This window comes from Oligosphaera ethanolica (assembly GCF_030814695.1).
GTDB classification, from domain to species: Bacteria; Verrucomicrobiota; Lentisphaeria; order Oligosphaerales; family Oligosphaeraceae; genus Oligosphaera; species Oligosphaera ethanolica.
The window spans coordinates 2,504,594-2,520,667 of record NZ_JAUSVL010000001.1; the positions used below are offsets into that span (position 1 = coordinate 2,504,594).

The following is a 16,074-nucleotide window of genomic DNA, read 5'->3' on the forward strand; positions in this document are numbered from 1 at the left end:
CGTGTTGTCGCGTGACAGTCGGGCGGCGGCAGCGTAGGCAATCATGATCGACATCAGCGACCAAGTCAGGTTTTTTTTACAGAGCCATGACCTTTCGGGCAGCCGTCTGCTGGTCGGATTCAGTGGCGGCGCCGACAGCACGGCTCTGCTGCTGGCGCTGCTGGCGGCTGGGGGCGAGGGCGTCTCGGCGGTGCATTGTCATCACGGCCTGCGCGGTGCTGACGCCGACGCCGACGCCGCGTGGTGCCGGTCTTTTTGTGAGCAACGCGGCATTGCTTTTCGTCTGGAATACCTCGATGTTCCTGGCGAACGCCTGAGTGGCGAAAGCATGGAAGAGGCCGGCCGGCGTCTCCGGCTGGCTCTCTGGCAGCGCCTAGCCGCCGACGGTCGACCCGCCGCAGTTTTTCTTGGCCATCATGGCGACGACGTGATGGAGGATCTTGTCATGCGTTTGGCGCGTGGCGCCAACTGCAGCGGCCTGACCGGCCTGCGCGAGGAACGCCGGATGGGCGACGTGCGGCTGCTGCGGCCGCTGCTGTCATGCCGCCGGGCGGACATCGAGTCGTGGCTGTTGGCGCAGGGCATTTCTGATTGGCGCTGTGACCACAGCAATAGTGATCGCGCCTACCGTCGCAATGCCGTGCGCCATGACCTCATGCCCCGCTTCCGAGCGATCTTCGGCGAAGATCAGGGACTACAACAGGCCGCGCGGGTCTTGCGCATGGACGCCGATTACCTCGAAATGGCGGCACGGGAAGCATATGGCAAATTGCGGGACTTGCGGGACTGGCAGGCGCTGCACCCGGCCTTGCGGCAACGTGTCCTCCGCATGTGGCTTGACGAGCATGCCGGGCCAGGCATCATTCCCGGCGCGGCGCTGGTGGCGCGCCTGCAGGACGCATGCGAGTCGCAGCGGGAGCGGGGCGGCACGAGCTACATACCTGTTCGCAAGGGCCTGGCTATCGCCGTCAGTGACGCGGGTCTAGCAGTTGCTAACCCGACGGCGTTGCCTGTCGTTAGCGGCTGCGACGCGGGCGCCAACGCTGGCGCTGGCGCGGTCCTCAGTCGCGACTGGGATTGGCGCCGCGAACCGAAATTCCTCTGCGCCAACGGCACGGTGCTTCAGGCGACGTTGCTGCCGGCCGGCGATGAGCGGAAAGCGTCGGCCAACGCCAACGCCAACGAGGAGCTCTTTGCTGCCTCGGTGCTTCCCGCCGTGCTCACGGTGCGCACTTGGCAGGCTGGCGATCGCATGCAGCCCTTTGCGTCAAATCACCGTAAAAAATTGCAGGACATCTTTACCGATGCCAAGATCGGGCGTGAGGATCGGCGGTGCTGGCCGGTCCTTTGCGCTGGCGACGAGATTATTTGGCTGCCCGGGCTGCGCCGCGCGGAATTCGGCCGCGTGGACGAGCAGGCCGGCGAGGTCGTCCGCTTCCGCTGCATTGCTCCTCCCGGTTGCTGAGGCGCGCGCCACAGTCCGACAGGCCGTGAAAACAAACAGCGCCGGGACTGACTGATGGGGCAGTTCCGGCGCTGTTGTATGATCTATGTGCTTTACGCTGTTGCGTTGACCGCGTGCGCCCTTATTTCACCAGTGCCTGGCAGATGGTGATGGCGACGACGCCGGCGATGTCCTCGGCGGTGCAGCCGCGGGAGAGGTCGTTGACCGGCTTGGCGACGCCCTGGAGGATTGGCCCGTAGGCTTCGGCGCCGGCCAGGCGCTGGGTGATTTTGTAGCAGATATTGCCGCAATTGAGGTCCGGGAAGATCAGAATGTTGGCCTGTCCCTTGAGCGGGCTGTCGGGGGCCTTGGCGGCGGCGACAGAAGGCACCAGCGCGGCGTCGGCCTGGAGTTCGCCATCGACGAGGGCGTCAATGCCGAGTTCGGCGATGCGGGCCTTGGTCATGGCGGCGGCGCTGGCCATCTTGTCAACGAGTTCGCCCTTGGCGCTGCCCTTGGTGGAGTAACAGAGGAAGGACAGTTTCGCCTGGGTGCCGATGAGCGCCTGGTGGGTCTTGATGGTGGCGATGGCGATGTCGACCAGATTTTCGGCCGTAGGATTCGGGTTAACGCCGCAGTCGGCGAAGATGAGGGTTTCATCGCCGGCAGGGCTGGGCGTTTTGAGGTCCATGAGGAAACAGCTGCTGGCGGTGGCGATGCCCTTGGCGGTGCCAATGCAATGGAAGGCGCTGCGCAGCATGTCCGGCGTGGAGGCGATGGAGCCGGCAACCAGGCCGTCAGCCAGGCCGCGGTTGACCATGAGATTGCCGAAGTACAGGCGGTTCTTGGTCATGTCGCGGGCGGCGGCCAGTTCCAGCCCCTTGGCTTTGCGGCGCTCGTAGAGAGTGTTGGCCAGGTCATCGAAGAGCGGCGAATTCGTCCAATCGATGATTTCGACGTCCTGACCGCAGAAGCAGATGCCCTTGGCCGCTTCGGCGGCCTCGGCGGGCGTCGCCAGGATTTTCACCTTGGCGAGATGATTGTCGGCGACGATTTTAGCCGCCTGCATGACACGCGGGTCATTGCCCTCGGGGAGGACGACGGTTTTGGCGGCGGCGGCTGCTTTCGGGCGCAGTTTCTGCATCAGACCTGACATTGTGCATTCCTTCTTCTACGGTTGACTGGATGGATCGGTGGGCACCGGTCATTATTTCATGAGCGAGACGGTTTCCATGGCGATCATCAGCTCTTCGTTGGTCGGCGTGACCAACACTTTGACTTTGGATTCCGGGGTGCTGATGACGACCTGCTCACCCCGGCGTTGGTTGGCATCGCTGTCCAAATAGCAGCCGATGGCATTGAGCTGATCGACAATCTTTTTGCGGGTCGGAATGCCATTTTCGCCGATACCGCCCGTGAAGACGATAGCGTCCGCGCCGCCGAGAATGAGGAAATAGCCACCAATGTAATGAATCAGGCGATGGAGGAAGATATTGTAGGCTTCGCGGGCATGCTTGTTGCCCAGGGCCATCGCGTTCTCAATGTCGCGCATGTCGCTGCTGACGCCGGAAACGCCGAGAAGGCCACTTTTCTTGTTGAGGATGCTGTCCATTTCGTCTGGCGTGGCGCCGGTCTGCTTCATCAGGAAGAACACGGCGGCGGGGTCGAGGTCGCCGCAGCGGGTCCCCATGACCAGCCCCATGAGAGGCGTCAGGCCCATACTGGTATCGAGGACTTTGCCGCCTTTGACGGCCGCCAGGCTGCTACCATTGCCCAGATGGCAGGTGATGATCTTCGCCTTGTCGGGGTCAAGGCCGAGAAATTCGCAACTGTTAAAGTAGACGAATTTGTGGCTGGTGCCGTGGAAGCCGTATTTACGCACATCGTACTTGTCATAGAATTCGCGGGGAATGGCGTACATGTAAGCTTCGGGTTCCATGGTCTGATGGAAAGCCGTATCAAACACCGCCACATTTGGCGTGCCTGGAAAGACCTGCTCGCAGGCTTCGATACCGCCGAGGTTGGCCGGGTTGTGCAGCGGTCCCAGAACGATGCATTTGCGGATGCCTTCCTTCACGTCTTCATTCACCAGAATCGGTGACGTGTAGGTCTTGCCGCCATGCAGCACCCGATGGCCGATGGCCTGGACCTCGGAAAGCTTTTCGAGGACGCCGTAGCTCGGGTCGACTAGCTTGTCGCATACCGCCTGCAAGGCCTCGCTGTGGTTGGTGATGCTGAGGACTTCCTCCAGCTTGTTCTTGTCCGTCGCCTGGTACGTCAGCTTGGGATTGCTCATCCCAATGCGCTCAACCAGGCCCTTGGCCAGCACCGTCTTGTTCGTCATGCTGAACAAGGTGAACTTGAGGGATGAACTGCCGGAATTGACGACAAGTACTTTCACAAAAGCCTCCAATACTCTGGGTGAAATGAAGCTGGAATAAATAGGGAAAGCGTCAAATGTAATGCAAAAATGGTCAAAAACAAGCAAAAACGCAAAGATAACGACCGGCGCGCGTAGGGATGAGGACTTGCGTCGCACGACACATAGCCGGAACCCGGTGGACTCGGTGGACTCGGTGGACTCGGTGGACTCGGTGGACTCGGTGGACGCTATCCTGGGCCGCCGCCAGCTGGTGTCCATTGCCGAAGGATGTGTCCACAATGTCCACCGAGTCCACCGAGTCCACTAGCGCGTCTGCTTTCCGGTGGTGCGAATTTGACGGATGGGCTTTGCGGAATGACATTTAGCGTTTTGCCAAAAAACATTATATGGTCGCTTGGCGGCTCTTCGCCAGCGGCGTCCCATACCTATATTTATATGGCGTGGGGCGGTTGCTGTTACGACTGCGTCGTCTGGGTGTGTCACTCGGCGGCGTGGCTGCCGTGTGTGGCCAGCCCATTCCGGAATAGCGTAACCTGACAAGAGGTGCCAGCATTGAAAAAAATTGCATTTAAGCATTGGCAATTCAGAATTTGCGCCGTTATAGTATGCATTCTGTTTTTCTTTTTAGACGCATTGGCGTTTGCTGACGGCGGTTTGGCCACGGTCAAAACGGCGACGGCGGGGTCGGTGTCCAGCAAGGAAGCAGAGCAGCGGATTGTGGAGCTTGAGCTGGAACTGTCGCGAGTCCGCGAGGAACTCAGCCGGCAGCGCGCCCAATACGCCGCGTTTTACGAACGGAGCCATGCGGTACTGGAGCAGATGCGCGAGTTGGAATTACACTCGGCGCATTTACTACAGCGCAAGGACGGCGAAGACACGGCGGCGTTGGCGAACCAGGCACTGTCCGCACTCAGGGAACTGGGTGTGCGGCAGTTAGAAGTCGAGCAGTCTCTGCGTGATTTTGAGCGGTATATCGAGACCATGCTGAATGTCATGCAACCGAGTGACGCGGTGCGTCGCGAGGTGTCGGAACGGATCTCAGCCCTACGGGGCGTTGTTGAGCGTAGTCTCAACCCACTGTCGATAGTCGCCGGGCGAGGCGGTGGTAAATCCGGAATGACTGGTTGTGGTGTACTGGCTGTTCATGACGAGTTACAGCTCGTCATCTTGGATCGTGGTTTTCTGAGCGGTGTTCGCACTGGCAGCGAATGGTGGCAGGCCCGCAACGGCAAGGTCACTATGAAGCTGCGGGTAGTGGATGCACGACCTGAAATCAGTGCTGCGGTGCTGGTGCAGGGTACGCTTGCTGAAATCGCCATTGGTAGCCGGTTTCTGGCTGAATAAGCCGTGGACCGATCAACATAGCAGAAAATATAGTCAGTTTTCACGTCAGCCTCTTACCTGGGCACCCGGTCGGTGTTTGGGCAGGAGCTGAAGGTAGAGGTAAGAGAAAGCGGAGTTATGGAAAAACTAGCCATCACCAAACACGTGCGGATATCACCGTTCAAGGCGCGCGAGGTGGCCCGGCTCATCCAGGGCAAGGGCGCCGTCGAAGCCATGAACATGGTGAGTCTCATCCCCCGCAAGGCGGCACGGCTGATTGAGAAGACTCTCAAATCAGCAGTGGCCAATGCCGAGAACGACGAGAAAATGGGCGTCGACCGTAGTCGCCTCGTGGTGAAGGAAGCTCTCATTGGCGAGGGCGCGACGCTGAAGCGCTTCCGCCCCAAGGCCCGTGGGTCTGCGGGTCGCATTCGCAAGCGTACGAGCCACATTCGGATCGTTGTAACAGACCAGGCATAAGGACAGGGAGTTCACAGTGGGTCAAAAAGTAAATCCAATCGGGTTTCGTATTCCAGTCACCAAGGACTGGAAATCCCGCTGGTTTGCCGGCAAGACGCAGTTCGGACCGCTTCTGCAGGAGGATCTGAAGATCCGAGAGCACATCAGTAGCGAATTGCAAAGCGCGGCAGTCAGCAAAGTCATCATTGAGCGTTTTGGTCGGCGCGTACGCGTGACCATCTACTCGGGTCGTCCCGGCATCATCATCTCCGGCCGTTTCGGCCAGGCCACCGCTCCGGTCAGCCGTGGGCAGGACAACGCGGGCGACAAGGGCGCCAAGCGCGGCGCCGGTCTGGACAAACTCAAGGCGAGCCTGGCCAAGATCACGGGTGATAAAGAGATTCTCCTGGACATCAAGGAAGTGCGGCAGCCCGAGGTTGACGCGCAGCTGGTGTCCGAGAACATTGCCCAGCAGCTGGTGAAGCGTATCGCTTTCCGCCGGGCCATGAAGCGGGCCATTCAGACCGCCATGCAGCTTGGTGCCGATGGCATCAAAATCCGCTGCTCGGGCCGTTTGAACGGCGCGGAGCTGGCGCGAACGGAGCAGTACAAGGACGGCAAGGTGCCGCTGCACACGCTTCGGGCCAATATTGACTACGGTTTTTCCGAGGCGCACACTCTGGCTGGCCTCATCGGTATTAAAGTCTGGATCTGCAAACCCCAAAATTGGGAGGATACGAAAAATGCCTCTGATGCCAAAACGCGTAGAGCACCGAAAGGTGCAGCGCGGCGCCCACGCGGGAATCGCGAGCAGCAATAACAAGTTGGACTTCGGTGAGTACGGCCTGCAGATCCTGGATCGCGGTTGGTTGACAGCGAATCAGATTGAAGCAGCCCGTGTGGCGGCAACCCGCCACATGCAGCGTCGTGGCCAGATCTGGCTGCGAGTGTTTCCCGACAAGCCCTACAGCAAAAAGCCTTTGGAAACCCGTATGGGTAAGGGCAAAGGCGCTCCCGAGGGCTGGGTCGCGGTGGTTCGTCCCGGTAATATGATCATTGAGCTGAGCGGCTGCCCAGAGACCGTGGCGAAAGAAGCGTTGGCCCGAGCGGCAAGCAAATTGCCCTTCCGTTGCCGTTTCCTCGCCCGTCAGCATGCCGCCGTCTAAGAGCGGCAAGGCGGCCTAAGAATAGGGTTGTGTGACATGAAAGCAAAAGACATTCGCGAAATGACGGCAGAGGAACTGGACCGCGCTGCGGAAGAAAGCAGGAAGGAGATTTTCAATCTCCGCCTGCAAGGCCAGACCGGACAGCTTGAGAACCCCGCCCGCATCCGCCTTCTGCGTAAGGATGTGGCTCGGATTGAGACAGAGAAGACCGCCCGTCGCAAGCAGGCGAAGTGACCGAGGTGTGACAATGGCTGAAACAGAAGAAGTAAAACAGGAACGAAACCTGCGTAAAGTGTTGACCGCAACTGTGGTCAGCGATAAGCAGGACAAGACCTTGGTGGTCAAGGTCGATCGTCGCTCACCCCATCCGCTTTACCGCAAGGTGGTGAAGGTCACAAGCAAGTGCTATGTGCACGACGAGAACAACGAGGCCAAGGTCGGCGACGTCGTCGAGATCATGGAGACCCGGCCTCTGAGCAAAATGAAACGTTGGCGTCTGGTGTCCATCATCCAGCGCGCCGTGACTGACTGAGGAGGTATTCACCATGATTCAGATGCAAACCACATTGGATGTGGCGGACAATTCCGGCGCGCGGAAGATTATGGCGATACGGACCTTGGGCCAGGGCAAACGGATCGCCGCCATCGGCGACATCATTCGCGCCTCGGTGAAAGAGGCCCAGCCAAACGCCGCCATCAAGAAGGGCGAAGTGGTCCGCGCGGTTGTCGTGCGTACCGCGATGAATATCCGTCGTTCCGACGGGTCCTTTCTCCGCTTCGACCGCAATGCCGCGGTCATCATTGACGAAGATGGCAATCCGAAAGGCACGCGCATTTTCGGGCCAGTAGCGCGCGAGTTGCGTGACAAGAACTTTATGAAAATTGTCTCGTTGGCTCCGGAGGTGCTGTGATGGCGAAAGCAACAATTAAGAAGAACGACGTGGTGTTCGTCATTGCGGGTGCTGACAAAGGCAAGAGCGGCAAGGTTCTGTCGAAGGACAGCAAGTCGTCCCGGGTGACTGTCGAGGGCGTGGCCGTCCGCAAGAAGACGATCAAGCGCTCCCAGGAACATCCGAATGGCGGCATTGAAGAGCGTGAATGCCCGATTCACATCTCGAATGTGATGGCGGAAGAGCGCTACCGGGCCAGGCGTTCGGAAAAGTGAAGTAGTCTAAACGCGAGGTCTGGAAATGATTAGCAGCATATTATACGATCAGTATAAGCAGAACATAGTGCCGCAGCTCAAAGAGAAACGCGGCTACAAGAATCCGATGGAAATTCCGCATCTGGTGAAGATCGTGATCAACACCGGTGTGGGTACGGACAAGGACCGCGAGGTCATGCAGGCCGCGTCGGACACCCTTGGCATGATCACGGGCCAGAAGCCGGTGATCACCAAGTCGCGGAAGAACATCTCGAATTTCAAGCTGCGCAAGGGCATGGCCGTCGGTGCCAGCGTCACCCTTCGTCGCGGCGCCATGTACAATTTTCTCTATCGTTTGATCAACATCGTGTTGCCGCGGGTACGTGACTTTCGTGGTGTGTCAGCCAAGTCCTTTGATGGTGTCGGCAACTACAATTTCGGTCTGACGGATCAGTCGGTGTTCACGGAGATTGATCTGGACAAGATCAAGCACACGATCGGTATGAACATCACCATCGTGACGACTGCGAAAACCGATGATGAAGCCCGTGACCTGTTAAGCATGCTGGGCATGCCGTTTGCCAACTGAAGGGGATAAAAACGTGGCCAGGAAAAGTCTGATAGTCAAATCCCAGAGGACGCCCAAGTTTTCGGTGCGTAGTTACAACCGTTGCGAGCGCTGCGGGCGTGCGCGCGCATACATTCGCAAGTTCCATCTTTGCCGTATTTGCTTCCGCGAGCTGGCCAGCAACGGGCAGATTCCAGGTGTCATGAAGGCGAGCTGGTAAGAGGAGAGCGACCATGAGCATGAGCGATCCAATCTCTGACATGCTGACCCGTGTGCGTAATGCATCAACTGCAAAGTTGCCGCTGGCCAGCATGCCGTCTTCGAAAATGCGTACCGCGTTGGCGGAAACGCTGCGCGAGGCGGGTTACATCGAAGGTTACGCTGTCGAGGACATCGGCAGCAACAAGAAGAATCTCACCATCACTCTCAAGTACAAGGGCAAGGGCTCCGTACCGGTGATTGAGGGTATCAAGCGGATCAGCAAGCCGTCCTGCCGCGTCTACGTCGGCTGCGACGAGATTCCGCATGTGTTGGGCGGCCTGGGCATCGCGGTGCTTTCCACTTCGGAAGGCCTCATGAGCGACAGGGCGGCTCGGAAACGTAAAGTTGGCGGCGAATTGCTCTGCTACGTCTGGTAGTCGGAGCCAGCACAGAATAGGGAAATGCAGACATGTCACGCATGGGCAACAAACCAATCGCCTTGGACCCGAAGGTAAAGCTGGACGTATCCGGTCAGGACGTCAGCGTTACCGGTCCGAAGGGCACCTTGAAATATCAGCTGCCGGAAGGCATCACCTTGAAGCAGGACGGCGACGTTCTGCATGTTCTGCGGGAACGCGAGGACGACAAGGAGCTGAAGATGAAACACGGTCTGGTGCGCAGCCTGCTGAACGCCATGATCGTCGGTACCAGCACGGGTTTCAAGCAGGAGCTTGAGCTGTTCGGCGTTGGTTACCGCGCGCAGCTGGCCGGTCAGAAGCTGACCCTGAGCCTCGGCTATTCCAATCCGATCGAGTACACGGTACCCGCAAACGTCAAGGTCAGCATGGCTGATCAGACGCACATCAGCTTGGAGAGCATTGACAAGCAGCTGGTTGGCCAAGTTGCCGCGACGATCCGCCGTTTCCGCACCCCCGATGCCTACCATGGCAAGGGCGTGCGCTATGCCGGCGAACAGATCACGCTGAAGGAAGGCAAGAAGGTTGGCGCATAATACGCTGTAAACGGCAGCGGGCTCATCCGCTGACAGCATGAGAACACAGTGGCGAAGCGGATTGGCAATTTGGGAGTTTAAGAAGAAATGAGTAAGCAGAATAACAAAGAGGCGCGTCAGCGCCGTCATGAGCGGCTTCGCCGGACCCTGTCGGGCACGGCAGTTATGCCGCGGCTGTGCGTTTGCCGGACGGGCGGTCATATCTATGCGCAGGTCATTGATGACGACGCGCAGCGGACGATTGTGTCGGCATCCACCCTGGAAGCGTCGGCTCGCGAACAGAAGCTGAAGGCGAACGTGGCCAGTGCGACCATTATCGGCAAGTGCATTGCCGAGCGGGCGCTGGCAGCGGATGTCAAGCAGGTTGTCTATGATCGTGGCGGCTTTCTCTACCACGGTTGTGTGAAGGCGTTGGCAGACGCGGCCCGTGCGGCCGGTCTGAAGTTTTGATCAGGGTGATCGGCTGGACTTAGGCATGACAGGAACCGCGGCGAGCGGCTGATCCAGGAGCAAAAGGTCGGCATCACAGAGGATTAGGAGAACATTCCGTGGCAGAGCAATACAAAGATAAAGCGGAGAAAGAAGAGACGCCTCAGGTCGAACAGCGCGGTGCGGCCGACATGGCTGCCGCCGAGGGCGAGTTCGAGGAGCGCGTCGTTTCAGTCAACCGCAGCAGCAAAGTGGTCAAGGGCGGCCGTAACTTTTCGTTCAGTGCGCTGATCGTGGTTGGCGACGGCAAGGGGCGAGTCGGCATGGGCTTTGGCAAGGCGAACGAAGTGGCCGACGCCATCCGCAAGGGCGGCGAGCAGGCTCGGCGGCATTTGGTGACCGTGCCGATGCACGGCAGCACCGTGACGCACCTGGTGCATGCCAATTACGGCGGTTCGCAGGTGATGGTTCGGCCTGCCTCGGCAGGTACTGGCTTGATTGCTGGTGGCGGCATGCGGCACGTTTTGGAACTGGCGGGGGTCAAGGACGTTCTGGGCAAGTCCTTGGGATCAAAGAATGCGGTGAACGTGGTGAAGGCCACCTTTACGGCGATCGCCAAACTGCGCACGCGCGCCGAGATTCTGGCCAAGCGTGACATCAACGCCCTGTAAGCAATCAACCTGCACGTGAGGATAGTGATAGCAATGAAACTTCATGAGCTGCATAATACAGTTCCGCGTCAAAGCCGCAAGCGCGTTGGCCGCGGCGACGGTTCCGGCAATGGCCGTACCGCTGGTCGTGGTGACAAAGGCGCGGGTGCCCGTTCGGGTTACTCTCGCCGGCCTCACTTTGAGGGTGGCCAGATTCCCCTGATCCGGCGCTTGCCGAAGCGGGGCTTCAACAACCCGAACCATCTTGAATACAACGTCATCAACCTGGATGTCATCGAAGAGAATTTCGAGAAGGACCAGCTGATTGACAAGCAGGTGCTGATGGCCAGCGGTTTGCTCGGCAAGAGCGACCTGCCGCTGAAGATCCTTGGCGACGGCGATGTCAGCAAGGCCCTGACCATCAAGGCCGACAAGTTTTCTGCGAGTGCGCGTGAGAAGATTGAGCGCGCTGGCGGGAAATGCGTCGATGCGAAGGCGACCGCGGAGACGGACGCGCCGGCATCCTAAGGGTCTGAAGGGGTAGGGCATGGGTGCCCGTCTGCTGGGAGGTGCCGGCGCGCCAGCCGGCGCCGGCAGAGATGGCAACGGGCTCGGGCACACCGCAACGTGACAAGGAATCAGACATGATTTCAGCCTATTTGAATTGCTTCAGAATACCGGAATTAAAACAGCGCCTGCTGCTTACCTTCGGGTTGATTGCCATCTGCCGCATCACCAGTGTTTTGCCTTGCCCCGGCGTCGATCCGGCGGCTTTGGCGGAACTCTTCAAGCAGATTGGTGGCAACCGGGGTACTGGCGGTGTTTTTGACATGTTAGACCTCTTCAGTGGCGGCGCCATGGAGAATTTTGCCGTTGGTGCTCTGGGCATCATGCCCTACATTTCGGCATCGATCATTCTGCAGTTGATGACGCCGGTGTTGCCGCAGTTGGAGCGGATGGTCCGCGAGGGCGAGAGCGGCCGGCAGAAATACAATCAGATCATGCGTTACGTCACTTTGGTGATCTGCGTGATTCAGGGCACCATGTTCGCGCTGGCCATGATGCGGCCGGACAAGTTGAATTTGCCCAGTGGCATCAGTGTGGTCAGCAATCCCGGCGTTGGTTTCATCATCTCGACGGTCATCACCCTGACTGCTGGCGCGATGTTCATCATGTGGCTTGGCGAAGTGATCACCGAGAAGGGCATCGGCAACGGCGCGTCCCTGATCATCACCGTGAACATCATTGCTCGGCTCCCCCAGGCTTTGGTCAGCCTCGTCACGCTGGTTTTTGGTGCGGCGGCGACGGGTGGCAGTGAGCTGACAGTCGTGCATCTGCTGTTGCTGGTGGCGATGTTCTTCCTGGTCTGTGCCGGCGCGGTGGCGTTGACTCAGGGCCAGCGGAAAGTGCCCGTGCGTTATGCTCGGCGCGTAGCCGGCGTGGGCGGTTCGACGACGGCTCAGACCAGTTACCTACCCTTGCGGGTGAACTACTCGGGCGTCATGCCGATCATCTTTGCGGGGGCGATACTGTCCTTCCCGATGATGCTTCTGCGTTTTCTGCCGAATACGCCGTGGTTCAGCTGGCTGGTGCCGTTTTTCACCTACGGCAGCACGCCTTATCTGCTGCTTTACGGCCTGATGATCCTGGTTTTCTCCTTCTTTTGGGTCGCCAATCAGTTCAATCCCATCCAGATTGCTGATGACCTGCAGAAGCATGGCGGCTACGTCCCGGGCATTCGCCCCGGCCAGCCGACGGCGGAGTTCCTTGATCATTCGATGACGCGCATCACTCTGGCTGGGGCGATCTTCCTGACCGCTTTGGCGATTTTCCCGATGATCCTCAGCAACGCCATGCAGATACCTGGGACCATCGCTCAGTTCTTTGGTGGTACCAGCCTGCTGATCATTGTCGGTGTGTCGTTGGACACCATGCGGCAGATCGAAGGCCATCTCTTGTCCCGCCATTATGACGGCTTCATGGATAAGGGCCACCTGCGCAGCCGCCGCGGCTGAGCAGAGAACGGACGAGACCGACGTTTGCAATACGGACGCCGTCAGCCAGTAACACGGGCTGACGGCGTTTTTTTCGCCTGCCGCTCAGGGGCCTAGCCGGCCCGGACGCAGGTGCTACGGAACGACACCATGACTCCTACGCGAACATATTTTCTAGCGCCGCTGGCCGGTTACAGTGACCTGCCTTTCCGGCGTTGCTGTCGCCGTTTCGGCCTGGTTTACGCGCACACGCCTCTGCTTGATGCCGGTGCGTTGTTGCATCACGACAGCGAGAATCGGGAGATACTGGCTCGTGGCGACGACGAGCCGTGGCTCGCCGTGCAGCTGATGGGTTGCCGGCCGGACGACCTGCGCCAGGCCGCCGCCATCCTCAATGACTACCCCTTTGATGCCCTCGATTTCAACATGGGCTGCCCTGTCCGCAAGGTGATGCAGCGCAATGCCGGTGCGGCGCTGCTGAAGACGCCGGAGCTCGCTCTGGACTGTGTGCGAGTGCTGCGGGACGTGGTGAAAAAGCCTCTGACCGTCAAGACGCGCATTTTGTCCGAAACCGACCCGGATGCCACCGTGCGCTTCTGTCTGGCGTTGCAGGATTGCGGCATCGACGGCTTGACCATCCACGGGCGGCTGCCGCAGCGCATTTACGCGGGGCCAGTGGCGATGGCCGTCATCAAGGCCGTGCGCGAGGCCCTGAGCATACCCGTCACTGCCAACGGCGGCATCTTCACGGCAGCCGACGCCGACGCCCTGGCCACCGGCAGCGGCTGTGACCGCCTCATGGTGGCGCGGGGCGCCATTGGCAATCCCTGGCTGTTCCGCGAGCTCATCCAAGGCCTTGCCGCTGCGCCGACCCACGCTGAGATCTGCGCCATGCTTCTTCAGCAGGTCGCGGGCATGGTCGAGCTCTATGACGAAGAACGAGCGTTTCTGGCTGGTCGCAAGATCATCCTCAGCTACCTCTGCGGACGCGGTTACCGGCGGCGCCTGCGCGCGCAGATGGCCATCGTCAAGACCATGGCGGAATTCCTCGCCGTCTTCCGGCAGATCGAGGCGGAAGGCCCACTGGCCGCCACCGACGGCGTCAGCGATACGCCCGACTTGGCTGGCCACAGATCCGATGTTGAGCAACCGCCCGCCACCGATGGCGTCAGCGATACGCCCGACCAACATGTGCCGTAATCGGTAAGCCATTGATAACAGGCTTTCTGCGGTCTTTTGTTTTCAGCGCCAAAGGCGCGGCCTAAGAAAGCCCAGGGCAAGCGCCCGCAGGGCGCGTCGCCCTGGGTAAGAGCCCCATCCCAAAGGAGCCCTGACGGGGCGACCTAAAAGACCTTTGACGATGGGTCGCAACGCGCAATACTGCAGCAGGCAATGAGTTCCATTGCCTCTTTGGCTCCAGTCAGCTTCGCCGACTGGGGCCAAAGCGGCCGAGGAACACGGACAAAAATGGCGCGCTACCCAGGGCGTCGCTCCGCCTGCGGCGTCGCTTGCCCTGGGCTACGATGACAGCGCCCCTCTGGGGCGCTTGCCGCTTCGCGGCCAGGGAAATGTTGGCCGGCGACAAGGTATGACATGAAAGAGCGTTTGCACTGCAATGTGTAAACGTAATTTGTGAACGGCACCTTAGGAAACAGCCGACTAGACTATTGGGAGCGTGCGATGAGCGCCTGAGAAGAGTGAAATTACCGGGGAAAGGGGTTGGCGGACACCCCATGCGTCGAAGTGCGACGACGGGCTGCTCAGCCGCTAACCTGTAGAGATACGGCCTGCGGCTTCGCAGCCAAATGCCTGCGTGAGTCCATGGAGCTGCTGATAATTCGATAGTTTTTGTTCTTGACTTGGGGTCCACTTCAATGTGCCGTAACAAGTTCCCGTCCACGCTCTTCACATTTACGGCTACCGTGATATAGTATTGCCCCGTTTGTCTGAACACGCACGAATCCCAACTGGTCTTGCCGCCAACACGGTAGTCAGTTACATGCGTGGACCAACAGAGCATGCTGTATGATGGCGCACCAGTGAGTCGCTGGCGCGGTTCTGTATGGCGAGTGACAGAGGTTTCATAGCAGGAAAGCGCTGAGTTGACAATGAAAAAATTCAAAGTCGGTATTATTGGCTGCGGTCGTATATCGCCCTTCCACGGCATGCCCGCGAAATCACAAGAAAACGCCACTGTCGTGGCCTGCTGTGACTTGGACATTGCCAAGGCCAAGGACCGCGCCAAGCTCTTTGGCTGCAAACAGGCTTACACTAATTTTGAAGAGATGATCACGAAAGAGAAGCTCGACGTGGTGCACATCTGCCTGCCGCATTATCTGCATTCGCCGGTGGCGGTGCGGGCCATGGAACTGGGCTGCCATGTGTTGACCGAGAAACCGATGGCCATTTCCATGCAGCAGGCTGAAGACATGGTCGCCGCCTCGAAAAAGAGTGGCAAGACCCTGGGCGTGATCTTCCAGAACCGCTATAACGCCGGCTCGCAGCTGCTGAAGAAGTGCATTGAAAATGGCATGCTCGGCAAAATCCGCGCCGCGAAATGCAATGTGACTTGGTGCCGTACCCCCGAGTATTACACCGGCAGCGACTGGAAGGGCACTTGGGAAATGGAAGGCGGCGGCGCCATCATCGACCAGGCCATCCACACCATCGACCTCATGTGCTGGCTCCTCGGCTACGGCGACAATGGCAGTAACCTCGATTACGCCGACGTTAGCATCGCCAACCGCGACCATCAGAACATGCGCAATACTACCGGCGCTCTCGTCGACGTCGAAGACTGCGCTGACGGCCTCATCGTTTTCAAGGACGGCGTGCGTGCCTCCTTCTGGTGCATGAACTACTTCAGCTTTGACGACCAGGTCGAAATCAGCATCAACGGTGAATTGGGCAACGCCAAAATCACGGCCGAAGAGGGCCGCGTGACCCTGTATGACGGCCGCGAATTCGTCGCCAAGCCCGATCCCTCCGAAATCTTCGATTACGGCGGCGGGCCGTCCTACTGGGGCGCCAGCCACACCAAGCAGATCGACGACTTCTACGGCGCGCTGGAAAACGGCGAGACGCCCTGGATCAACGGCGAGCTCATTCTCAATACCACCCACAAGATGATCATGGGTCTCTATGAGTCTGGCCGCAATCAAAAAGTCGTGAAATTCTGCGCCCCTCAGCCGGCTAAGAAGGCCGCCGCGCGCAGCAAGAAAAAATAAGCACCCGAGGCCCCGCCGGGCCAAGGGCGCACGGGCTTGGCCCGACACTGCATACGGAGGACTCAATGGCCCGA

At 59.3% G+C, this 16,074-nt stretch carries 21 protein-coding genes; 19 read left to right on the plus strand and 2 right to left on the minus strand.

The genetic code is table 11. The features are described 5' to 3' along the window. Positions 1–43: 43 nt before the first annotated feature. Entirely contained in the window at positions 44–1,465 is a 1,422-nt protein-coding gene (gene tilS / locus J3R75_RS08560; RefSeq protein WP_307261111.1) for a tRNA lysidine(34) synthetase TilS, read from the plus strand. A 121-nt stretch (positions 1,466–1,586) separates the two neighbouring features. Here the strand turns inward: tilS and pta are convergent, their stop codons facing one another. Continuing rightward, the gene (pta, locus tag J3R75_RS08565) at positions 1,587–2,600 is read right to left on the minus strand and encodes a phosphate acetyltransferase (RefSeq protein ID WP_307261112.1); all 1,014 of its coding nucleotides are present in this window, start codon (positions 2,598–2,600) and stop codon (positions 1,587–1,589) included. 51 nt (positions 2,601–2,651) lie between these two features. Next, complete coding sequence (locus J3R75_RS08570) at positions 2,652–3,845, minus strand: acetate/propionate family kinase (RefSeq protein WP_307261113.1); 1,194 nt, start codon at positions 3,843–3,845, stop codon at positions 2,652–2,654. Positions 3,846–4,379: 534 nt separating this feature from the next. On the opposite strand from J3R75_RS08570, the gene J3R75_RS08575 reads away from it, so the two are divergent. From J3R75_RS08575 to J3R75_RS08660, 18 genes are all read left to right on the plus strand, one after another. Beyond that, positions 4,380–5,171, plus strand: coding sequence for a hypothetical protein (locus J3R75_RS08575; protein WP_307261114.1), 792 nt, complete (start codon positions 4,380–4,382; stop codon positions 5,169–5,171). A 117-nt stretch (positions 5,172–5,288) separates the two neighbouring features. Further along, positions 5,289–5,630, plus strand: coding sequence for a 50S ribosomal protein L22 (rplV, locus tag J3R75_RS08580; protein ID WP_307261115.1), 342 nt, complete (start codon positions 5,289–5,291; stop codon positions 5,628–5,630). 16 nt (positions 5,631–5,646) lie between these two features. Next, the gene (rpsC, locus tag J3R75_RS08585; RefSeq protein ID WP_307261116.1) at positions 5,647–6,429 is read left to right on the plus strand and encodes a 30S ribosomal protein S3; all 783 of its coding nucleotides are present in this window, start codon (positions 5,647–5,649) and stop codon (positions 6,427–6,429) included. Continuing rightward, the gene (rplP, locus tag J3R75_RS08590; RefSeq protein WP_370882365.1) at positions 6,362–6,775 is read left to right on the plus strand and encodes a 50S ribosomal protein L16; all 414 of its coding nucleotides are present in this window, start codon (positions 6,362–6,364) and stop codon (positions 6,773–6,775) included. The genes rpsC and rplP overlap by 68 nt, the downstream gene beginning before the upstream one ends. Positions 6,776–6,811: 36 nt before the next feature. After that, on the plus strand, positions 6,812–7,009 hold the full coding sequence (gene rpmC, locus J3R75_RS08595; protein ID WP_307261118.1) for a 50S ribosomal protein L29: 198 nt from the start codon (positions 6,812–6,814) through the stop codon (positions 7,007–7,009). A 13-nt stretch (positions 7,010–7,022) separates the two neighbouring features. Then, a complete protein-coding gene (gene rpsQ, locus J3R75_RS08600) occupies positions 7,023–7,307 on the plus strand; it encodes a 30S ribosomal protein S17 (RefSeq protein ID WP_307261119.1) in 285 nt (94 codons plus the stop codon). Positions 7,308–7,320: 13 nt separating this feature from the next. Next, complete coding sequence (gene rplN / locus J3R75_RS08605; RefSeq protein ID WP_307261120.1) at positions 7,321–7,686, plus strand: 50S ribosomal protein L14; 366 nt, start codon at positions 7,321–7,323, stop codon at positions 7,684–7,686. Further along, on the plus strand, positions 7,686–7,940 hold the full coding sequence (rplX, locus tag J3R75_RS08610) for a 50S ribosomal protein L24 (protein ID WP_307261121.1): 255 nt from the start codon (positions 7,686–7,688) through the stop codon (positions 7,938–7,940). Before rplN ends, rplX begins: the two co-directional genes overlap by 1 nt. Before the next feature lie 28 nt (positions 7,941–7,968). Continuing rightward, positions 7,969–8,508 carry a 50S ribosomal protein L5 gene (gene rplE, locus J3R75_RS08615; RefSeq protein ID WP_370882390.1) on the plus strand — a complete coding sequence of 180 codons (540 nt, stop codon included), beginning with the start codon at positions 7,969–7,971 and terminating at the stop codon, positions 8,506–8,508. Between the two features lie 13 nt (positions 8,509–8,521). Further along, positions 8,522–8,707 carry a type Z 30S ribosomal protein S14 gene (locus J3R75_RS08620; protein WP_307261123.1) on the plus strand — a complete coding sequence of 62 codons (186 nt, stop codon included), beginning with the start codon at positions 8,522–8,524 and terminating at the stop codon, positions 8,705–8,707. Positions 8,708–8,720: 13 nt separating this feature from the next. Next, positions 8,721–9,125, plus strand: coding sequence for a 30S ribosomal protein S8 (gene rpsH, locus J3R75_RS08625; protein ID WP_307261124.1), 405 nt, complete (start codon positions 8,721–8,723; stop codon positions 9,123–9,125). A gap of 41 nt (positions 9,126–9,166) precedes the next feature. Next, positions 9,167–9,700 carry a 50S ribosomal protein L6 gene (gene rplF / locus J3R75_RS08630; protein ID WP_307261125.1) on the plus strand — a complete coding sequence of 178 codons (534 nt, stop codon included), beginning with the start codon at positions 9,167–9,169 and terminating at the stop codon, positions 9,698–9,700. Positions 9,701–9,787: 87 nt separating this feature from the next. Further along, the gene (rplR, locus tag J3R75_RS08635) at positions 9,788–10,150 is read left to right on the plus strand and encodes a 50S ribosomal protein L18 (RefSeq protein ID WP_307261126.1); all 363 of its coding nucleotides are present in this window, start codon (positions 9,788–9,790) and stop codon (positions 10,148–10,150) included. A gap of 170 nt (positions 10,151–10,320) precedes the next feature. Then, positions 10,321–10,800, plus strand: a complete 480-nt coding sequence (gene rpsE, locus J3R75_RS08640; RefSeq protein ID WP_307265511.1) for a 30S ribosomal protein S5 — start codon at positions 10,321–10,323, stop codon at positions 10,798–10,800. Positions 10,801–10,833: 33 nt separating this feature from the next. Beyond that, positions 10,834–11,307, plus strand: coding sequence for a 50S ribosomal protein L15 (gene rplO / locus J3R75_RS08645; RefSeq protein ID WP_307261127.1), 474 nt, complete (start codon positions 10,834–10,836; stop codon positions 11,305–11,307). A 116-nt stretch (positions 11,308–11,423) separates the two neighbouring features. Continuing rightward, on the plus strand, positions 11,424–12,794 hold the full coding sequence (gene secY, locus J3R75_RS08650; protein WP_307261128.1) for a preprotein translocase subunit SecY: 1,371 nt from the start codon (positions 11,424–11,426) through the stop codon (positions 12,792–12,794). A 129-nt stretch (positions 12,795–12,923) separates the two neighbouring features. Then, a complete protein-coding gene (locus J3R75_RS08655; protein WP_307261129.1) occupies positions 12,924–13,973 on the plus strand; it encodes a tRNA dihydrouridine synthase in 1,050 nt (349 codons plus the stop codon). 908 nt (positions 13,974–14,881) lie between these two features. Beyond that, on the plus strand, positions 14,882–16,000 hold the full coding sequence (locus tag J3R75_RS08660) for a Gfo/Idh/MocA family protein (protein ID WP_307261130.1): 1,119 nt from the start codon (positions 14,882–14,884) through the stop codon (positions 15,998–16,000). Positions 16,001–16,074: the final 74 nt, after the last annotated feature.

What these genes read in the sequence shown, in the direction of transcription:
- rplV (WP_307261115.1), top strand. Translation starts at nt 5,289, where the DNA reads ATGGAAAAACTAGCCATCACCAAACACGTGCGGATATCACCGTTCAAG.
- secY (WP_307261128.1), top strand. Translation starts at nt 11,424, where the DNA reads ATGATTTCAGCCTATTTGAATTGCTTCAGAATACCGGAATTAAAACAG.
- rplO (WP_307261127.1), top strand. Translation starts at nt 10,834, where the DNA reads ATGAAACTTCATGAGCTGCATAATACAGTTCCGCGTCAAAGCCGCAAG.
- rplN (WP_307261120.1), top strand. Translation starts at nt 7,321, where the DNA reads ATGATTCAGATGCAAACCACATTGGATGTGGCGGACAATTCCGGCGCG.
- rplR (WP_307261126.1), top strand. Translation starts at nt 9,788, where the DNA reads ATGAGTAAGCAGAATAACAAAGAGGCGCGTCAGCGCCGTCATGAGCGG.
- J3R75_RS08655 (WP_307261129.1), top strand. Translation starts at nt 12,924, where the DNA reads ATGACTCCTACGCGAACATATTTTCTAGCGCCGCTGGCCGGTTACAGT.
- J3R75_RS08660 (WP_307261130.1), top strand. Translation starts at nt 14,882, where the DNA reads ATGAAAAAATTCAAAGTCGGTATTATTGGCTGCGGTCGTATATCGCCC.
- rplP (WP_370882365.1), top strand. Translation starts at nt 6,362, where the DNA reads ATGCCAAAACGCGTAGAGCACCGAAAGGTGCAGCGCGGCGCCCACGCG.
- rplF (WP_307261125.1), top strand. Translation starts at nt 9,167, where the DNA reads ATGGGCAACAAACCAATCGCCTTGGACCCGAAGGTAAAGCTGGACGTA.
- rplX (WP_307261121.1), top strand. Translation starts at nt 7,686, where the DNA reads ATGGCGAAAGCAACAATTAAGAAGAACGACGTGGTGTTCGTCATTGCG.
- tilS (WP_307261111.1), top strand. Translation starts at nt 44, where the DNA reads ATGATCGACATCAGCGACCAAGTCAGGTTTTTTTTACAGAGCCATGAC.
- pta (WP_307261112.1), bottom strand. Translation starts at nt 2,600, where the DNA reads ATGTCAGGTCTGATGCAGAAACTGCGCCCGAAAGCAGCCGCCGCCGCC.
- rpmC (WP_307261118.1), top strand. Translation starts at nt 6,812, where the DNA reads ATGAAAGCAAAAGACATTCGCGAAATGACGGCAGAGGAACTGGACCGC.
- rpsQ (WP_307261119.1), top strand. Translation starts at nt 7,023, where the DNA reads ATGGCTGAAACAGAAGAAGTAAAACAGGAACGAAACCTGCGTAAAGTG.
- rpsE (WP_307265511.1), top strand. Translation starts at nt 10,321, where the DNA reads ATGGCTGCCGCCGAGGGCGAGTTCGAGGAGCGCGTCGTTTCAGTCAAC.
- rpsH (WP_307261124.1), top strand. Translation starts at nt 8,721, where the DNA reads ATGAGCATGAGCGATCCAATCTCTGACATGCTGACCCGTGTGCGTAAT.